The following is a 17,034-nucleotide window of genomic DNA, read 5'->3' as shown; positions in this document are numbered from 1 at the left end:
AAGACTCCCTAATTATCGGGAGTCTTTTTCATGTTTTTACCAAAACTGGGGAATACTACCTGTATCAGATTTTGGAGGGGAAAAGAATGAAAAAAGAATTACTACTCGTTGCTGCTGCATTTTTTCTCATGTCTGTTACTGCAATAACCGGTGTTCATGCCTTCGATGAAAAAGCTAAAACAGTTACCATTTCAAAATATGAATCTGACGTCACTGGAGATGGAACCAATGAAAGTATTCAGTTAAAAGGTGTTCCTTATGAAGATGAAGAAGATTATTTAAAAGAGATTTATATTGATATATCTACTGTGGATGAAAAACAGTACAAAATTCCACTAGAAAGCGGATCGAAAGCATCTTTAAAGCTGGTTGATCTTAACCAGGATGGAGTAAAGGATTTATTTTCGAATGTATTAACAGGGGGAAGCGGAGGCATAACTCTTAATTATTTATATACATTGAAGGATAATATCAGTAAAGAATTGAAGGTTCCTGAACCATTAGAAATGGCAAGTACCTTTGAAAATGGTTATAAGGCGAAAATAACCATTGCGCAAACAGGTAAAACCTATGAATTTGATTTAAAGGATCGAAAAAAATATTATAAAAAACTAGGACTTTATTATAAGGGACGTTTAAATGAACCAACTGAATTAACAGTAAATTCATTTCATTCTTTAAAGCCAGTTAAACTAAAAACAGGTGAGGTTATATTAAAAGGAGTACAAAGAATTACCGGGCTTGCAAATGCCGATACCATTGCTTTTGTGGAGTCAACATGGAAATATGGTGATGATAAATGGAATCTCGATACCACGAATGTACAGAGTAATGAAGAAGAGCAAGCAGGGCAGGGGGGCAAAAAATCCTAAATACAGGTAAATACACAAATGACACAGGGAAACCTGTGTTTTTTGTAACTTTTGGGTGTCATGAAGAGTTTCTAAAAAAGCTCATGAACTGGCTACTAGAGCAGGAAATGGCAAAGGTGATTCGTAATTATTTTTTCTAAACCTAAATTTTTATTCCGTCTCATTAACTTAAGTATACTTGGGAAATGAGATATAATCGATATTTGTTACCATAATTATATTATGTAAACTAGTAAAATTCGAAAAAGTCAGCAGCTAATACTGCTGACCTAGTTATGATTGTTCTTTCGGCATATCCATTTTATCGACGGCAATTTTTAAATCGTCATTCTTTATATGGGTATAAATCATCGTGGTTTGAATGGATGAATGCCCTAATTGCCTTCGTAATTTTGGTACATCGTTAATTTCAGCATGATATCTTGTTGCAAATGAATGTCTTAGTTTATGTACGGATAACGACGGTTTACCAAATGCAGTAGCATACTTTTCTATTAATTTCTCAACTGACCGTGCTGAAAGTCTTCGCGATTTTCCTTTTGGTCCCATTGATGCTGCGATAAATAAAGCCTTATTATTCTTATCAACTTGGTACTTAGCTGTTCTGACAGATAGGTATGCTTGCAGATCAGCCATCGCAACCTGACTAAAGAACACGAATTGCTCTTTATTTCCTTTTCTTATTACTCTTACACAGTACTTTTTGTAGTCGATATCATCTAATTCAATACCAATTAACTCAGAAAGACGAAGCCCAGACCCCAAAATTAAGGATACGATGGCCGTATCACGCTCTTTATTTAATTGATGAAAGTTATAGATTTTTTTATTATGTTTATTTATTTCACCATAATCATTTGCAACAAATAAACGAAACCTTTCGTATTCATCGCCAAGAAGAATTTTTCCTTCCATTTTAGCGGCTTTCGTTTCCATGCTGTCTTTTACTTCATTAAATTCAATTTTCGCCATTACATTACGGTTAATATAGGGCTTTAAATCGGGGGTTTCAGCAATATTCTGCAGATAATTAAACAGGGATTTCAGAGCTGATAACTTGCGATTGATCGTTAATTCTTTATTATTTAATTCGTAATGCAGGAAATTCAAAAAACTTTCAACCTCAATAACTGTCATTTGCTCTAATCGATTTAATGGAATATCTTTTGCAGCTCCAATAAATAATTGCTCATTAATCATCCAATTAAAAAAGATTTTGTAATCATGGCAGTAATTAAACAAAGAGGCCGTCGAAAGCTTTCTTAATTTATGATTGATATATTCATCGACATACCAGGGCAATTCAGATAAGAGGGACTGCAGCTTTTTGAAATTTTCTTGTTTTGACTGGTTTACCATAAAATCACCTCACTTCTATATTTTACTAAATCACCATTATTACGTCAAATTTATATTTTACGTAATAATCTATGGTCTAGACAAAAACCCTTTTTTAATAAAAAATAGCCTTGAGTTAACTCAAAGCTACTTTCTTAAGAAACTAAATATCCACTCTTCTATCTCTCTTTTAATTTATAAAATAGCCATCCACGTTTTCACTGCCGTAACCAATATTAAAAATCCCATAATTGTATGGAGCACTTTTGTATTCACCTTTTTTCCCACCATCACTCCAATTGGTGATGCAATTAAACTGGCAACTACTAAAATGATTGAAGGCAAAATCTCTACCTGTCCTGTTGAAATTTTGCCAGAAACCACTCCAATAGATGAAATGAGTGTAATGGCTAAGGATGAAGCGATGGTCATTCTTGTTGGAATTTTTAATATAACAAGCATGATCGGTACTAATAAAAATGCTCCTCCGGCACCTACAATTCCAGCGGCAATGCCCACAATAAAGGCCAATAATGCTGCTAGCCCCTTGTTAAAACTTACTTGATGTAATGGAATATCATCTAATCCTTTTTTAGGAACGAACATCATAATAACGGCTAATAACGCTAAAATACCATATATTATGTTAATGCCACTTCCGGGTATGTGCGTTGATCCGAAACCACCAATAAAACTACCAATCAAAATACTTATGCCCATGTAAGTAATTAGTGTCTTATTTAAATACCCACCCTTACGGTAAGCTAATACACCGCCTATTGTTGCAAAGAACACTTGAATGGCTGTAATGCCTGTAACCTCATGTGCAGTAAAATGACCTACGCCAAGTGCTGCTGGAATAAATAATAGCATGGGAAAGTTGATAATCGCTCCACCTATACCTAGCATTCCAGAGATAAATGAGCCTAAAAGTCCAATTAGGAAGATTGTTATGAAAAAGCTTATAGCCATGTTGTCCTCCTTCTAAAAAAGGGGAACCTTCCCCTTTTTCATTATCTATCCCTTTTTAATCCAAAATTTCAAGACACCATCTTCTTCAATCTGATTTAATAACTCGTGTCCACCTGATTTAGTCCAGGCTGACAGGTCGTTTTTAGCCCCTTTATCCGTTGAATGAACCTCTAAAATTTGGCCTGACATTAGCTCGCCAATTGCTTTCTTTGTCTTCACAATCGGCATTGGGCATGCCAATCCTTTTGCATCTACTAATTTTGTTGATTCCATTTCTGTTTTTCCCCCTATTAAATTAGTTCACTATTAACGAACGGCACAACGATTTGGTCCAATTTCCATTTCCCTTTGTTTTTCTTCATCTGGATTTATTTTTCCCATATTCGTTTCACGAATCTCTTGATAAGCATTAGGTTGTGGTGGTAAGTTTTCAGTAACCATTTTTCTGAATTCATTTTCGTCTTCAATATTCAATCCATGGTTTTTAGTAAACAGAGTCCCTAATTTTGCTGAAATACTACCGTCGTCATTTAACTCTTCGATCATCATAAAATGGGCAGGAAGTACAATTAAGTTCCCTGATAATTCTCTGTAACGTTTATATAAACTTTCTCTTAGGTCCCCTACCCAATCTTGTGCCAAACCAGCCAAATCTGGTCTTCCAATTGAGTCAATAAACAAGATATCACCTGATAATAAGTACTTTTCATCAACAATAAATGAAGTAGAGCCTATTGTATGACCTGGTGAATATAAGGCATGGATATCGATTTTTACTATTCCGATGTTTACAAGACTTCCATCTTCTAATGGTTGATATTCGAACGTAACTTCAGTTGCATCTTTTGGTGGGAGCCAATAGGTTGCGCCGGTTATTTCAGCGATTTTACGACCACCAGAAATATGATCGGCATGAAGATGTGTATCAAACACATGTTTAATTTTTGTATCGATACTTTCAGCAAATTCAAGATAAAAATCCGTCATCCGTGTAGCATCAATGAGAGCGGCCTCACCGTTCGAAACAACCATGTAAGATAAACAACCTTTACCAATACGTACAAATTGATAAATTTCCCCGCCTTCTTTTAAATCTCCGATTTTAACGGGTTCTAAGTGTTCACTCCACGCTTTCATGCCACCTTGTAGGTAAGAAACAGATAATCCTGCATCAGAGAGCATTTCAGCGATCATAATTGAAGAACCTTCCTTTGCACAAACTACTAAAACATCTTTGCCAGTAGGAATCTTACCGATTATTTCTTCTACACCATCAAGCAATTCAAAATATGGGATATTTAAGTACTCGAAATTTTCCCCTTCAATTTTCCAATCATGAAAATCACTTTTATTACGAACATCAAGTATAAATAATTCTTCTTTATTAAAAACATTTTTCGCTACGTCCTTTGTAGACATACTATTGATAGCCATATCATAATTACCCCCGGTGGTATTATTTTCTTCAAAAAATTTTGCTTATTCTTTGTCTAAACCTATTGTTTTTCCGGTCCATTGACTCATGCCTGGAACAACATTGATAACATTCGTAAAGCCTTTTTCAACCAATTTTTGTGCAGCAAAATCACTGCGGTTTCCTGTGCGACACACCACATAAGTTTCATTTTCTTTGTTTAATTCGTTTATTCTGGCATCTAAATCTCCTAAAGGAATGGAAATAGAATTTGGAATGTGGTTAAATGCATATTCTGCATATTCCCTTACATCAACCAAAACAAAATCTTCATTAGATTCAAGCTTCTTCTTTAAATCATCATTTATGATGACATAAGGGTGTTTTGTCTCATTTAATTCGTCATTAGAAGCTTTACGAAGATAATGCTTCAGCACTCCTCCTTCATCAATCGTTCCTAAATAGTAATGTCCCGCACTTTTGGACCAAGCTTTTAAATCAGCTTTTGATCCTTTATCTGTTGCTTGAACTTCTAATACTTGTCCTGCTTCTAATTGATTCATAGCCTTTTTTGTTTTTACAATCGGCATCGGGCATGCTAATCCTTTTGCATCTAAAATAACGTTTGTTGTAATGTTTTCCATGAAAATACCTCCTATTTGATACATGTATGGGTATATGATTTCTTAGTAATTATTCCATTTTGCCTTCCCAAGCCAACATTCCACCAACCATGTTGATTACATTAAATCCATAGCTTTCAAGGTAGCGCGAAGCCTGAGCACTTCTTCCACCGGAATGACAAACTAAGGTATACTCTTTTGATTTATCTAATTCATGCATACGAAATTCTAAAAGCCCCAGGGAAATATTTACTGCACCAGGAATCTTACCAGCTGCAACTTCCTTTACTTCACGTACATCTATGATGTTTAAATTCTTGCCTTGATTTAATAATTCTTCCACTTCTTTTGCTGTCATTTGTTTCATGTTATCTTCCTCCGTGTATAAATTTATTTAAGACCAAGCGCTCATGCCGCCTTTGACATTTGTCACATTAGTAAAACCTAATTTCTTAAGTGTTTTACTGGCATGTTGGCTTCTCATTCCACTTTGGCAAATCACAATCACTTCTTTGTCTTTATTTAATTCCTTTTCTGCTTTTTGAGTTATTTGATTTAGAGGGATGTTCTTAAATCCCTTGATATGATTGCCTTTATATTCTCCAGGTGTACGAACATCGATATATTGCTTATTCTTGTCATTTAATAATTCTTTTAATTGTGTTGTGGAAATATGATTAACGCCATTTGTCGATATATTCCTTTTAAAGAGAAAGAATAGAATTAATGCGATAATAAGATATTCCATTTGTAATCCTCCCATTTATGCAGTGGTTATTCCTGCGATAATTTATATAAATAGGTTCACATTACCTTCTTCAGCATCTGCTAAATAGGCAGCCACTCCTGCATATTCAATGTTTTCTAATAGTTCTTTTTCCTGTAGACCTAACAAATCCATTGTCATGGTGCAGGCAACTAATTTTACATCTTGTTCTTGAGCCATTTCGATTAACTGGGGAAGAGTCATTGCGTTGTGCTTTTTGATAACATCTTTAATCATTTTGGGACCGAATCCTGCAAAGTTCATTTTTGATAGCCCCATCTTATCTGCGCCCCTTGGCATCATTTTCCCAAACATTTTTTCAATAAAACCTTTTTTCACCTGAATATCTTCGTCTTTACGAAGGGCATTCAAACCCCAGAAAGTATGGAAAATAGTTACTTCGTGATCATAGGCAGCAGCCCCATTTGCAATAATATACGCTGCCATCGCTTTATCATAATCACCACTAAATAATACAATGGTAGTCTTCTTCTTTTCAGTCATGTTTAGTTCCTCCTAGATGTTTTGTATACCTAATGGGGTATTTTAGAAAGTAAAAATTTTTATTACCATTACCCCTATGGGTATAATAGTATTGAAAATAAAAGAGGGTGTCAACCCTTTTATTTTTACCGGCTTTTTACAAGTAAGTTTACGGCGTCTTGAATTACCTCTTCCGTACTTCTACCATCTAATTCATTTGCTTCCTGCACACACTTAACCAAATTAGAGCTCACAATAACTCCAATGGTTCGATCAATACCTGTTCTAGCTGCAGATAACTGAGTAATCACTTCTTTACAATCCTTATTTTCCTCCATCATTCGCAAAATACCTCGTAATTGTCCTTCAATACGTTTTACTCTATTTTTCATTTGATCATTGTAATCCATTCGTATTCCTCCTTTAGTAATTGGTCCCTAAGGTCAATAATCTTTATATTGTCCAGTTTTAGGTCATTCAATGGTATCCAACCTACACCAAAAACCGGGAAATATCTTTTATATAAAACAAATGTTATAACTATTATTGAAATAATTAGGTAGAACATTTGGACCTCTCTTAAGAATCAATAATGCCGACGAGTACTATAATATACCCCTATAGGTATAAAGTCAAGCGTGTTTTTATTAATGCATGACACCAAATATTTTTACTGACTCTTTATCAAATATTAATTTAAAGGAGATTGGTGCTGCCCCTGGGTATTATATAGCCCCTAGTAAATTTGTAAAGACTATTCCTATGATGTTCACATGTTATTCATATCTGAAAACTTCTCTTTTGCACAGAATACGTCACTTATCCTTCCTGTACAACGCAGATTTCCTATATAATACAATTATGTTGTTAATAAAGGAGATTTTTTAATGAATAATAAAGAGTTAGAAGAAAAAATCATTCAAAATTATCAAGGCGAGGAAAAAATGATGATCCTCGTGTTTGCTCAATGGTGCATCAATCATGATTTAAATCCTGAGGAATTATATTTGCGTGCCTACCCTAATCAGTCTTCAAATATCGCCTTAAAAGAAGCTATGGAGTTAGTGGTACCTAAAGATGAGGCTGGAGAAATTGGAGACGAAACACTTCTTGGGGTTTTATCTTTATTTGGAAATGATGATCTTGCATTTGTTGTGACAGAGGAAATTGCTAGAATGAATGAATAAAAATTCGTTTTAAAACCAAAATAACTGCAGGGCCTGTAGCTCAAAGTTAGAGCAACTTGCAGTTTCATTCGTAAACTGTTACGTTTTTTGTGGGTTCGAGTCCCACCAGGCCCTGTGTAACTTGCTAGTTTTTCCCTTATAATTTCCCTACCTACTACTAAATCAATTTATCCTCTTTTTCTTCGATTGCGACGCCTTCTGACGGTTCATGTTATTTTAATATTTCCTCTGCAATCAATCTATAGGATTGGATTTTGTCTAACGGTGAGTGTGTAATGGTTACAATCATTATTTCATCCGCATTATATTGGTCTTGTAGTGTTAGGAAAGCCTTTTTTACCTCTTGAGGATTGCCGATAATCATACCTTTTTTCATATCGTCTAGCAGACCATCTTTTTCATTTCGAAGATAGTCCTTCGCATCCTGGATATCTGGCACCCCATGAGTTTCCTCTCCTCTTTTCCTCTGTAAACCCCACACTAGTGAGCTTAGAGCTATTTCATCTGCCTTTTCAGACGTTTCTGCACAAATTGCTGTAACAGTCACGATAACTTGTGGTGATTCATTATGCTTCCTGGGTTTAAAGTGATCTTTATATTGTTTGATAATAGCTCCGCCATCTTGATCACTCATAAACTGTCCAAACGCATATGCTAGTCCTTTTTCTGCAGCAAGTATTGCACTTTTTTTACTAGTGCCAAGCAACCATGGGATCGGTGGAATTAAAGGAATTGGAGAAGCCGACACTCTCGCATGGTGATGTTCAGTAGGTATATCATTGTCTAGAAAGTATAATAAATCTTGAACAGAGTTTGGCATATTCCACACTTGCTGTAAAAAGTTATCCGATAAGGCATTTGTTGCTTCTGCAGACCCACCAGGAGCCCGGCCAATCCCCACATCAATTCGATTAGGAAATAGAGTAGCAAGCATATTGTATACTTCTGCAACTTTGTATGGTTTATAATGTGGTAATAACACTGCGCCAGAGCCTATTCGAATCTTTTTTGTATTTGATCCGATATAACCTAACATCACCTCAGGAGCAGAACAAGCGAGTCCTGGCAGGTCATGATGTTCTGCTATCCAATACCTCGTGTATCCTAAGTTTTCTCCGGCTTGGGCTAACTTCAGAGATTCTTGTAATGCCTCTCGTGGCGACTGATTTGAGGAAATGGGGGCTTGATCCAAAATGCTTAACTTCATATCTATACCATCCCTCCTCTCTATACTTTTACTTCAATCAAAACTAACTTAAAATCTCCAACTTGTCCTTTAATATATAAATTTGTAAAGGAAGTAGAGTACTGATAGATGCTTGCCCTTAGAGATAGATCTCTCTCAGGAACTTTCACATCAAAAGTACCTTTGTACAATAGTGTTGTGATATCATGATATTCCTCACTTGTTACTTTAAAATCGACTGTAATTTTATATAATGTACCTACCTTCTCTTCTTCATACTTGTAAACTTTAATGGCTGTTTCATCTAAGATAATCTCATTCACCATATAGATACATCTCCTTTTCATATAATAAAATAGTAGCATTTGAATTGTAAAAAAACAAAAATCTAGATTAATTCCAGTGCCTCCTGCCTTTTGAAGTATGTTATGATGAAATTAGTCAACTTTCGAGGAGTGAAATCATGAGTGTACATAAAGACTTAATTAAACATGCGCAAAACCAAAATCAAAGTTACCAAGAGTTTCAAGCTTTGGATGAGCTGCGTGAACAATATATTGAAGAAGCCGTTGAATTATGTAAACAAGGAAAGCCTTTTACCACTGATAAAATAAATGAAGTAACAAATAAAATGAACAGAATTAATTTACGAATCATTTCACTTCGAAAAAATGTTACCGTTGAGATGGTTCACGAATATGTAAACTCTTTAAATAAAAAATAATCCACTCTCTTGGTGGATTATTTTTTATCTCCCTACTTCCACTTTCCGGAACTGTTTAAGATAACATTTGCCTCGACATTTATGTTCAAATCCTGGTAGGCTTGATACTTATTTAATGCTTTCCATTCATTGTAATTCATTGAATTTCGTACATATCGATTAATACCAATTGGGTCTACTTGGAGTTTCTGCAATTTTAATATAAGATTCTTACCTTCCTGATTAATTTTCTTCGTAATGATATTTTCAATCTTTTTTTGTACTTTTGGATCTGAAACATCCTCTTTGCCTGAATATTCAATAACATCACCTATTAATTCGATATGAATAGATGCTTTTTTTTGATGATTAGCTGTTGATTGAACCTTAATTTGGTGATCCTTTAGTTGGTAGGAGAGCATGATAGAGACTTTTTCTTTCTCCCCTACATCCATTTGTTCGATGAAAACACCTTTGTTCATCTCTTCACGAAAAAGGAAAAGATAACGGGCCTCGGAAGGTTTCAGGACTTCTACTAGTTTATCTTCATGAAATAAACCAATGCCATTATAGACAATATTATTTTTCTCAACTTTAAAAACGGGCAGGATTGGATCTATTCCGTCATCATAGTAGTCTCGAAGAAATTGATACATATTATAATTCGTTCTAACATTTTCTCTATTCAACTTTGTTAAAAACTGCTCTAGATAGGTAGCATTTTGCCCTTCATTTTTTATTTGCAGCAGTAAAATATCACTTGCATCGTCTTCAGCTAAAGCCAACATTACTCTTGTACCTATACTTGCATCCCGAACTAAAGAATGTAGATAGGGTAACATTCCTTGTTCGGCTAATTCCTGGCCAAATAAGGAAACACGCATTTGTCCACTTTCTAATTTAAAATTAGTCTTTAATCGTACTTTTTCCTTAGCAGCTTTACTTGATTTCCCTTCCACTATGATCGTTTTTCGATCGTAATTTCCATCTTTTGTTATGATAGGAAAGGTAACCGTTACTTTTATTGGGTTAGTCTCGTTATCCGTGAGGTCATAGCCTATTGCGTTCACCATCGCTAAATCATCAATTATTCGTTGTTCGGCACAACCAGTCAGTAAAAATATGATTAAGATTCCAAATAACTTATTCATTGGCTGGCTTCCTATTCATTTTTTTCGTAAATAGAATGATTACTAATAAAAATATCGGTAAAAGAAAGGCAATTACAGTAGCAGCATAGGTTATATACGTTAACCATTTTTCTACTTCTTTAATAACCTTTGGAATAAAGGATAAGAAAAAGCTTATTAACAGTATGCCAATTAAAAGAAAATTGGGTCTTATCCTTTTGAACTGATACTGTAATAACTCTTTAGAACCCCATAGGTACATGACGGTCGTCACAAGCACCTTTAATCCGAAAATAGAAAAAGTAAAATTTTCTACACGTTCAAGGACTGGAATAGATATAAACCCCAAAAGTGTTATCACTGGGTACATTTCTTTTAGCAACTGTTCAAAACTAAAAAATCCAAAACTGACAAATGTCACCCCAAAATAAATCAGTGAAGTAATGGAATTCCCTGCTAGTAGAGATATTAATTGTTTTCTCTCTATCATGTGGATAAATAAAATGGACAGTTCATAACCTAAAAGGGCTGTATAAATAGAAAGCCCCCCATTCAATATATCCGTTTCGCCTTTAAAAATAAACGGAGTAAGCCGGATAAAGCTAAATTCTGGAAGATGGAAAGCTAATAAAAAAACAGTCCAAACGGTAAAATAAAATATTACAACCGTTGATTTTGCGATTTGATAAAGATCTTTTTTTAACAACAAATACGTTAATATATAAAACATTGTGAGTAAGTAAAAAAGGGACACGTTTTGGTAGAACAATACTTTTATGATCATTGTAAACTTAACCATGACCATTATTCCTAACAGCATCCACACCACGGCAATGAATAAACAAAATGGAAGTGTAATCCATTTAGGAAAAATGGCAAGGATTTCAAAAATGGACTTCCCTTTACTTATTTTATATACAAACCAAATAAGAACCAGATTAATATTTACAATAAAAGAGATGATGATAAGTCCAATCCAGCCGTTTGTTCCAAAAGCTTCGGCAACAAGCCGGGGCAAAGAAAATAAAGTAACACCAGATTGGATTAAATAGATCAAAATAGAAGCTTGAAAGGGTGATAACATTTCTTTCATTCGAATTATCATCATCCCCTTTCGGCTTTTTTCTTAAATGGACCCCTTATTAGTGAGTATTTAAAGAACTTAGGATACATAGGCGATATTGGCAATAGATAGGGAGAATTTAAATTGGTCAGGCTGCTTAAATGAATAATCAAGATTCCCATTCCAAAAATAATCCCCAGATTACCCCAAAATCCAGAAATGATAATAAACCCAAAACGTACTATTCTAATCGATGCACTTAATAAATAACTAGGTACAACAAATGACGCAATGGCAGAAGCTGCTACCACAATAATTAGGATATTGCTGGTAATCCCTGCCTGCACAGCGGCCTGCCCAATTACAATACCGCCAACAATACCGATTGTCTGTCCAACTTTTGTTGGCAGCCTTGCCCCTGCTTCTCTCAACAGCTCTAACAAGAATTCTAAAAAAAGCGCCTCAATCACAGGTGGGAACGGCACTTTACTTCGTGACTCCAGCAATGTCGGCAGTAATGCCTGCGGAATCATTTCGTAGTGATAGGTTGTAACGGCTACATATAAGGCAGTAAACAACAAGGTAACTAAAATGGCAATATACCGCGTTACTTTGATAAATGTACTGACAATCCATCTTTGCCCGAAATCATCCATCGATTCCATAAAATCAAAAAAACTGACTGGTGTGCAAAATGCGAATGGACTGTTATCCATTAACCCTACAACTTTTCCATCAAACAATTTATATGCAATGACGTCTGGTCTCTCTGTTGTATAAAATTGTGGAAAGGGTGAATTGGGATGTTCATCAATAAATTGAACGAGCATATTCGTATCTACAATCGCATCGTTTTTTATGGAAAGAATTCGTTTTTTAATTTCTTCAATATCCTTCTCGGATGCTACACCATCGATATAAAGTAAATAAACAGTCCTTTTTGCCTTATTTCCCACATGCAATTTGATTGCCTTAAGTTGTGAACTCATCACTCTTTTGCGAATAAGTGATAAATTCACATCAATCGATTCAACAAAAGCATCATGCGCACCTAGTATGACCGTTTCAGTTTCAGATGGAGAAATTGAACGGCCCATACCCTCTTTAAAAGGCAGCTCATATGCTCGTTTTTCTGTGAATAAAATACCACTGCCAGATAATATGGCTTCTTCAATACCATCCATATTTGACAATACTTTAAACTCTGAATGGTTTAAAAATGACTGTAATTCTTCTGGAGTGATATTTCTAATGTTTGATAAAAATTGTTCATAGTGATCTTTATTAATTAGATAGCTAAAGTAATATATTTTTACTGTTAGGTGTGGAAACTCTGTGACACTTAAATCAGAACTAATATTAAAATCGCTTATAAATTGCTGTAAAATTGATTCTCCAGCCAAATTTGGTTCTATTTGCGCATCAAAATTTTTTTTTACTTTTTGTAGTTTGATATCCTTCAAAAAGCGATTGCGATCTTTACGCATTCGCATCCGCCCCATCTTTTTCTTTTATTTTTTGCTAACAATGGTAATTTATTCATTTATTAGAAATTATCCTAATAACTTATATAAGGAATATAGAACTTAAATACGGGAGGTTATCGGTGAAAAACTTAAATCCATTTACTCCTTGGGAAGAGCATTATTTTTGGGTAAATATACTTTTAGATCATGCCATTTTTGTTAGGGATTATTTATCGCCAGTTGAGGTAAACCTTGTGGGAGAAGCGGTGGCTTTTATTGGTAAATTCACTGAAGTAAGGAATCGACTTGAGCAAATTCCCAAAGCTAGTAATGTAAATTCTCAGGATTTGGTTGAATTTTCTAAGTTTTCCGCTCAGGTTTCCTATGATTATTACCGGTTTGAAGGAAAGCTCCTTAACCTACAATTAAATAATAAAATTCTCATCAACATTACCCCAACCTATTTTAATGGGACATTGAATGAAAACGGAGAATATTTAAGGATTCTCCAGTACTATATGAATGGAACTGATTATGCTCCCTTGCCGTTAGTAGATTTATTGGACTTATGGTTAGAAGATCAGATTGGCCATGCTGCATTATTAAATCGAGCTCTTGATGGTATTGAGCTGATCCTTCATGAAAAAGTGAACACTCTGAGTAAACTTTTTTCTGCACATATTTTAAAAAATGATGCGATAAAAGGGTATTTACGGTTTATGCCTCCTCACTTTCCTTTACAAATTGCCTTTGCACGTGAAGTTAGCAGCACTGTCCTTGCATTTAACCAAATAGTGGAGAACGTCATTACCCTATATAAAGGAAAAGAAGTTTTAAATGCAACAACGCTTCGGTTCTTAGAACACCATTTTCCTGAGTCCTGTTATTTTTTAACGAAACTTAGTGCCTTTGTGCCTGAAATGGAAAGACCCCCTTGTTCTTTAACATCCTATTTTAAAAACTATCACAACAACTATTAATGTTGGTTAATCCATTCTTTGTTTGCTCATACTAATTTTGGATTGATGATAATTAGAAATGGAGTTGACGAAAGAATGGAATTTGAAGCTAGGAATAGTACTGAAGCAGCGCTTCATGAGTATAAATCAGGCTTAGGAGTATTTACACAGAAAATGCCTGAATTCGCTAAGCATTTCAATGCCTTTACAGAAGAATGCTTTAAGGAAGGTGCTTTATCACAGCGCGAAAAACAATTAATTGCATTAGGCATTAGCCTGTATACTCAGGATGAATATTGTATCATCTACCATACAAAAGGATGTCTTGATCAAGGATGTTCTGAACAAGAGATTCTAGAAGCTGTAGGAGTAACGGCGGCATTTGGCGGCGGAGCAGCCATGAGTCAGGCGGTTACACTTGTTCAAGAATGCATCGAGGATTTAAATCAACTGAAACAATAATACTTAAAAAAACCCGTCACAGAACAAATGTTCCTTAACGGGTTTTTTATTATCTATTTTCTCTTACTTCTTTCATTAGGTACTTAACAAAATCATCATCTTTAACTAGCCAGACTTCATAATTTCTTTTTAAGTAACTTTCACCGTCGTCAAAATTAGCAAAGGTTTGCTCTAATCTATTATGATTGCGTTCAATTCCCCACTCTTGGTCATTTACCTGATATAGGAGGTAAATATCTTCCCTTCTGTTTTTATACAAAGTGCCAAAAGAGGAGCCTTTTAGGTTATATCGATTTCGTCTTGCATCTTCGGGAACGGATTCCAAATGAAAGGTTTCAGTCACAAAGTTTTTATAGGCTTCTTCAGTTAATGAGCATCCCGATGCCTTTGCATGACCGCCTCCTCCGTATTGCCCTGCCACAGCGGAAACATCGATATGATTGTGTATGGTTCGGAACCCCATTCGTTTTCCGCCAATATTTAATATCGCGATGTAATCCAAATGAGGGTATTCTTTACCTAATTCATTCCCTAGCTCTGAGTGATAGGACTCAGCATAGACTACACCTGCAAATAGTCCATCTATTTCAGTCTGAACCAGCTCCCTCCTTTTCCTGCGGATATAGCGGTCAATTTTATCTTCTTCCATATCTAATATTTTCTTTTCAAACTCGTCAAATTGAAAATGTTCACTTATCTGAAGACGGGAAATCATTTTTTCTTCAAATTCGTCCATGGAAACGAGAAAAAATAACGCATTCAGACGTTGTGCATCTTGATTATCATTTTTCTCCCATTCCCACGTATCATATTGTCTAACTAACTCGACAAATTCCGTCATAGCGTCTGTCGCTTCGATGTGCTGATGAGAAATAAGGTAGTCATACAAAAGGGAGGTTGCTGAAGTTAATTTGCCTTCCTCGTCCTCAACAACCACATGCCCCCAGGGATAGTCATTGTAATGGAGTGCCGTTTTATGATGATCAATCAGTTGTACTTTCCCGCCTTCTTGATAAAACTCATTAATCCTCTGTTCATTTTTTTCACTTACAGACAAATCGGTAATAATCAAAAAAGTATTTTTATCATCGTTTTCAAAAAACCATTCTACCTCTCGATTTAAACCAGAGATGGAATTGTAACGAACCTTTATATCCTCTCCAAATGCTAGTTTCGCTAAAATCCCACACCCAACACCATCTAAATCATTATGAGACAACAGTTTAAACATGGTCTTCACCTCATGAAATAGTATGGTATGAAAGGGTGGAAATTATCGTATAACACCAAACAAAAAAACCCGTACTTCTAAAAGTACCGAGTTTTGTTGGTTATTTTTCAATAAATGCGAGGATTTGATCTTTCTGCTTTTGAAAAACACTTCTTCCTAATTCACTTAGTACGTGCATATACTTTACTTCGTCAAACGGCACTTCTTCACCTAACTCCTCATTGATACGCAGATATTGATCCTTAAGCAGGAGCTGACAATGATAAGAAACTGATTCCGAAGATAGATGAAGAGCTAAATCCAGGAGTTTGGGGGTTACTTTCATGGAAGGAAAATGAAATGGAAGCCATTGATTAATTCCCCAGTACTTTTCCTTGGAGTTTGTAAAATCTATGTTCTGCAGTCCTGTGCCAATTGATAGGATGTTGATTTCTTCCATACTTTTATTGAAAAAATGAATGGCCTCTGTCATGCAAACCAACGAAGGATTATTCGCCCAAAGTCCGCCATCAATGGATAAATATTGATCACCTATTTTGTTTGGAGGAAAATAAACAGGTGCTGAGCAGGATGATAGGACAGCATCCCAAAGTTTTATAGATAAATCTTCACTTTCAGGATGACCATAGTTCGAGCGGTGAATAAATGGTTTCCCATGGGTAATGTCCACTGCTGGAATAAGAAGCGGTTTGTGTATATCCTTCATTTCCACTTCACCAAATGCTTTTTTTAAAAGGTGTCTGAGTGATCGGTCACTATAGACACTTTTAAAAAGCCCAACCTTTGCCTGTCTAGTAAAAATCTTTTCACCATAGTACTTGTAACTTTCATTTACTTCCTTCATGTCTTTATTTAGCGAAACAGAAGCGGCGATTATTGCCCCAGTACTTGTACCAGCCACTACATCGAACAGTTTACCAACAGGATGGCCCACTTCTTCTTCCAATGCTTGTAAAATGGCTATGGCAAAAATACCTCGAATTCCACCACCATCTATACATAGTAATTTCATTACATTTCACCTAAATTTAACCTTCTTTTTACTACAGTTTGCCCTTCCTTCACTCCGCTTATCACGTGTAATCTTTTATTTTTCCTCTTTGCTAGCATTAATTGTTTCCTTTGTTTGGGCAATCGCTGAAATCACTGATCCGACAGCTTGAATCCAGCTCCCCATCT

At 35.3% G+C, this 17,034-nt stretch carries 21 protein-coding genes and 1 tRNA gene; 6 read left to right on the top strand and 16 right to left on the bottom strand.

Annotated features, from left to right (window positions below):
* The first annotated feature begins 86 nt into the window (after window positions 1-86).
* Window positions 87-872: a YybI family spore inner coat protein gene (locus QNH48_RS16050; protein ID WP_283951079.1), complete on the top strand. Its 786-nt coding sequence runs from the start codon at window positions 87-89 to the stop codon at window positions 870-872.
* 273 nt (window positions 873-1,145) lie between these two features.
* Here the strand turns inward: QNH48_RS16050 and xerS are convergent, their stop codons facing one another.
* The 9 genes from xerS to QNH48_RS16005 all read right to left on the bottom strand — a co-directional run bounded on the left by xerS (window position 1,146) and on the right by QNH48_RS16005 (window position 6,878).
* Window positions 1,146-2,231 carry a tyrosine recombinase XerS gene (xerS, locus tag QNH48_RS16045; RefSeq protein ID WP_283951078.1) on the bottom strand — a complete coding sequence of 362 codons (1,086 nt, stop codon included), beginning with the start codon at window positions 2,229-2,231 and terminating at the stop codon, window positions 1,146-1,148.
* A gap of 174 nt (window positions 2,232-2,405) precedes the next feature.
* Window positions 2,406-3,182 carry a sulfite exporter TauE/SafE family protein gene (locus tag QNH48_RS16040; RefSeq protein ID WP_283951077.1) on the bottom strand — a complete coding sequence of 259 codons (777 nt, stop codon included), beginning with the start codon at window positions 3,180-3,182 and terminating at the stop codon, window positions 2,406-2,408.
* A gap of 45 nt (window positions 3,183-3,227) precedes the next feature.
* Window positions 3,228-3,455 carry a sulfurtransferase TusA family protein gene (locus QNH48_RS16035; RefSeq protein WP_283951076.1) on the bottom strand — a complete coding sequence of 76 codons (228 nt, stop codon included), beginning with the start codon at window positions 3,453-3,455 and terminating at the stop codon, window positions 3,228-3,230.
* Between the two features lie 33 nt (window positions 3,456-3,488).
* The gene (locus QNH48_RS16030) at window positions 3,489-4,616 is read right to left on the bottom strand and encodes an MBL fold metallo-hydrolase (protein ID WP_283951075.1); all 1,128 of its coding nucleotides are present in this window, start codon (window positions 4,614-4,616) and stop codon (window positions 3,489-3,491) included.
* A gap of 45 nt (window positions 4,617-4,661) precedes the next feature.
* Complete coding sequence (locus QNH48_RS16025; protein ID WP_283951074.1) at window positions 4,662-5,240, bottom strand: sulfurtransferase TusA family protein; 579 nt, start codon at window positions 5,238-5,240, stop codon at window positions 4,662-4,664.
* Between the two features lie 49 nt (window positions 5,241-5,289).
* A complete protein-coding gene (locus QNH48_RS16020; protein ID WP_283951073.1) occupies window positions 5,290-5,586 on the bottom strand; it encodes a rhodanese-like domain-containing protein in 297 nt (98 codons plus the stop codon).
* 27 nt (window positions 5,587-5,613) lie between these two features.
* Window positions 5,614-5,967 carry a rhodanese-like domain-containing protein gene (locus QNH48_RS16015; protein WP_283951072.1) on the bottom strand — a complete coding sequence of 118 codons (354 nt, stop codon included), beginning with the start codon at window positions 5,965-5,967 and terminating at the stop codon, window positions 5,614-5,616.
* Between the two features lie 42 nt (window positions 5,968-6,009).
* Window positions 6,010-6,489, bottom strand: a complete 480-nt coding sequence (locus QNH48_RS16010) for a DsrE/DsrF/DrsH-like family protein (protein WP_283951071.1) — start codon at window positions 6,487-6,489, stop codon at window positions 6,010-6,012.
* A 125-nt stretch (window positions 6,490-6,614) separates the two neighbouring features.
* Entirely contained in the window at window positions 6,615-6,878 is a 264-nt protein-coding gene (locus QNH48_RS16005; protein ID WP_283951070.1) for a metal-sensitive transcriptional regulator, read from the bottom strand.
* A gap of 477 nt (window positions 6,879-7,355) precedes the next feature.
* Between QNH48_RS16005 and QNH48_RS16000 the strand changes: the two genes are divergently transcribed.
* A complete protein-coding gene (locus QNH48_RS16000; protein ID WP_283951069.1) occupies window positions 7,356-7,655 on the top strand; it encodes a protein YxiS in 300 nt (99 codons plus the stop codon).
* 29 nt (window positions 7,656-7,684) lie between these two features.
* A tRNA-OTHER gene (locus QNH48_RS15995) sits at window positions 7,685-7,769 on the top strand.
* A 97-nt stretch (window positions 7,770-7,866) separates the two neighbouring features.
* On the opposite strand, the gene QNH48_RS15990 is transcribed toward QNH48_RS15995, so the two are convergent.
* Together QNH48_RS15990 and QNH48_RS15985 are read right to left on the bottom strand one after the other, a co-directional pair.
* Complete coding sequence (locus tag QNH48_RS15990) at window positions 7,867-8,862, bottom strand: LLM class flavin-dependent oxidoreductase (protein WP_283951068.1); 996 nt, start codon at window positions 8,860-8,862, stop codon at window positions 7,867-7,869.
* A gap of 20 nt (window positions 8,863-8,882) precedes the next feature.
* Window positions 8,883-9,167, bottom strand: a complete 285-nt coding sequence (locus QNH48_RS15985) for a DUF3219 family protein (RefSeq protein ID WP_283951067.1) — start codon at window positions 9,165-9,167, stop codon at window positions 8,883-8,885.
* A gap of 137 nt (window positions 9,168-9,304) precedes the next feature.
* On the opposite strand from QNH48_RS15985, the gene QNH48_RS15980 reads away from it, so the two are divergent.
* The gene (locus QNH48_RS15980; RefSeq protein ID WP_283951066.1) at window positions 9,305-9,565 is read left to right on the top strand and encodes a DUF2533 family protein; all 261 of its coding nucleotides are present in this window, start codon (window positions 9,305-9,307) and stop codon (window positions 9,563-9,565) included.
* A gap of 32 nt (window positions 9,566-9,597) precedes the next feature.
* Here QNH48_RS15980 and QNH48_RS15975 read toward each other — a convergent pair whose 3' ends face one another.
* From QNH48_RS15975 to QNH48_RS15965, 3 genes are read right to left on the bottom strand one after another with little or no spacing between them, the layout of a single operon-like run.
* On the bottom strand, window positions 9,598-10,695 hold the full coding sequence (locus QNH48_RS15975; RefSeq protein ID WP_283951065.1) for a Ger(x)C family spore germination protein: 1,098 nt from the start codon (window positions 10,693-10,695) through the stop codon (window positions 9,598-9,600).
* A complete protein-coding gene (locus QNH48_RS15970; protein ID WP_283951064.1) occupies window positions 10,688-11,767 on the bottom strand; it encodes a GerAB/ArcD/ProY family transporter in 1,080 nt (359 codons plus the stop codon). The genes QNH48_RS15975 and QNH48_RS15970 overlap by 8 nt, the downstream gene beginning before the upstream one ends.
* 11 nt (window positions 11,768-11,778) lie before the next feature.
* The gene (locus tag QNH48_RS15965; protein WP_283951063.1) at window positions 11,779-13,224 is read right to left on the bottom strand and encodes a spore germination protein; all 1,446 of its coding nucleotides are present in this window, start codon (window positions 13,222-13,224) and stop codon (window positions 11,779-11,781) included.
* A 119-nt stretch (window positions 13,225-13,343) separates the two neighbouring features.
* On the opposite strand from QNH48_RS15965, the gene QNH48_RS15960 reads away from it, so the two are divergent.
* Both QNH48_RS15960 and QNH48_RS15955 read left to right on the top strand, forming a co-directional pair.
* Window positions 13,344-14,183: a DUF2935 domain-containing protein gene (locus QNH48_RS15960; protein ID WP_283951062.1), complete on the top strand. Its 840-nt coding sequence runs from the start codon at window positions 13,344-13,346 to the stop codon at window positions 14,181-14,183.
* Window positions 14,184-14,258: 75 nt separating this feature from the next.
* On the top strand, window positions 14,259-14,624 hold the full coding sequence (locus QNH48_RS15955) for a carboxymuconolactone decarboxylase family protein (RefSeq protein WP_179595590.1): 366 nt from the start codon (window positions 14,259-14,261) through the stop codon (window positions 14,622-14,624).
* Window positions 14,625-14,673: 49 nt separating this feature from the next.
* Here QNH48_RS15955 and QNH48_RS15950 read toward each other — a convergent pair whose 3' ends face one another.
* Both QNH48_RS15950 and QNH48_RS15945 read right to left on the bottom strand, forming a co-directional pair.
* A complete protein-coding gene (locus QNH48_RS15950) occupies window positions 14,674-15,855 on the bottom strand; it encodes a DHH family phosphoesterase (RefSeq protein WP_283951061.1) in 1,182 nt (393 codons plus the stop codon).
* A 100-nt stretch (window positions 15,856-15,955) separates the two neighbouring features.
* The gene (locus tag QNH48_RS15945) at window positions 15,956-16,867 is read right to left on the bottom strand and encodes a CBASS cGAMP-activated phospholipase (protein ID WP_283951060.1); all 912 of its coding nucleotides are present in this window, start codon (window positions 16,865-16,867) and stop codon (window positions 15,956-15,958) included.
* Window positions 16,868-17,034: the final 167 nt, after the last annotated feature.

Origin of the sequence: Neobacillus sp. YX16, assembly GCF_030123505.1 — a bacterium.
Classification (GTDB): Bacteria; Bacillota; Bacilli; order Bacillales; family Cytobacillaceae; genus Neobacillus.
The sequence above is the reverse complement of the archived record's forward strand: the minus strand, read 5'-3'. Positions and strand labels throughout refer to the sequence as shown.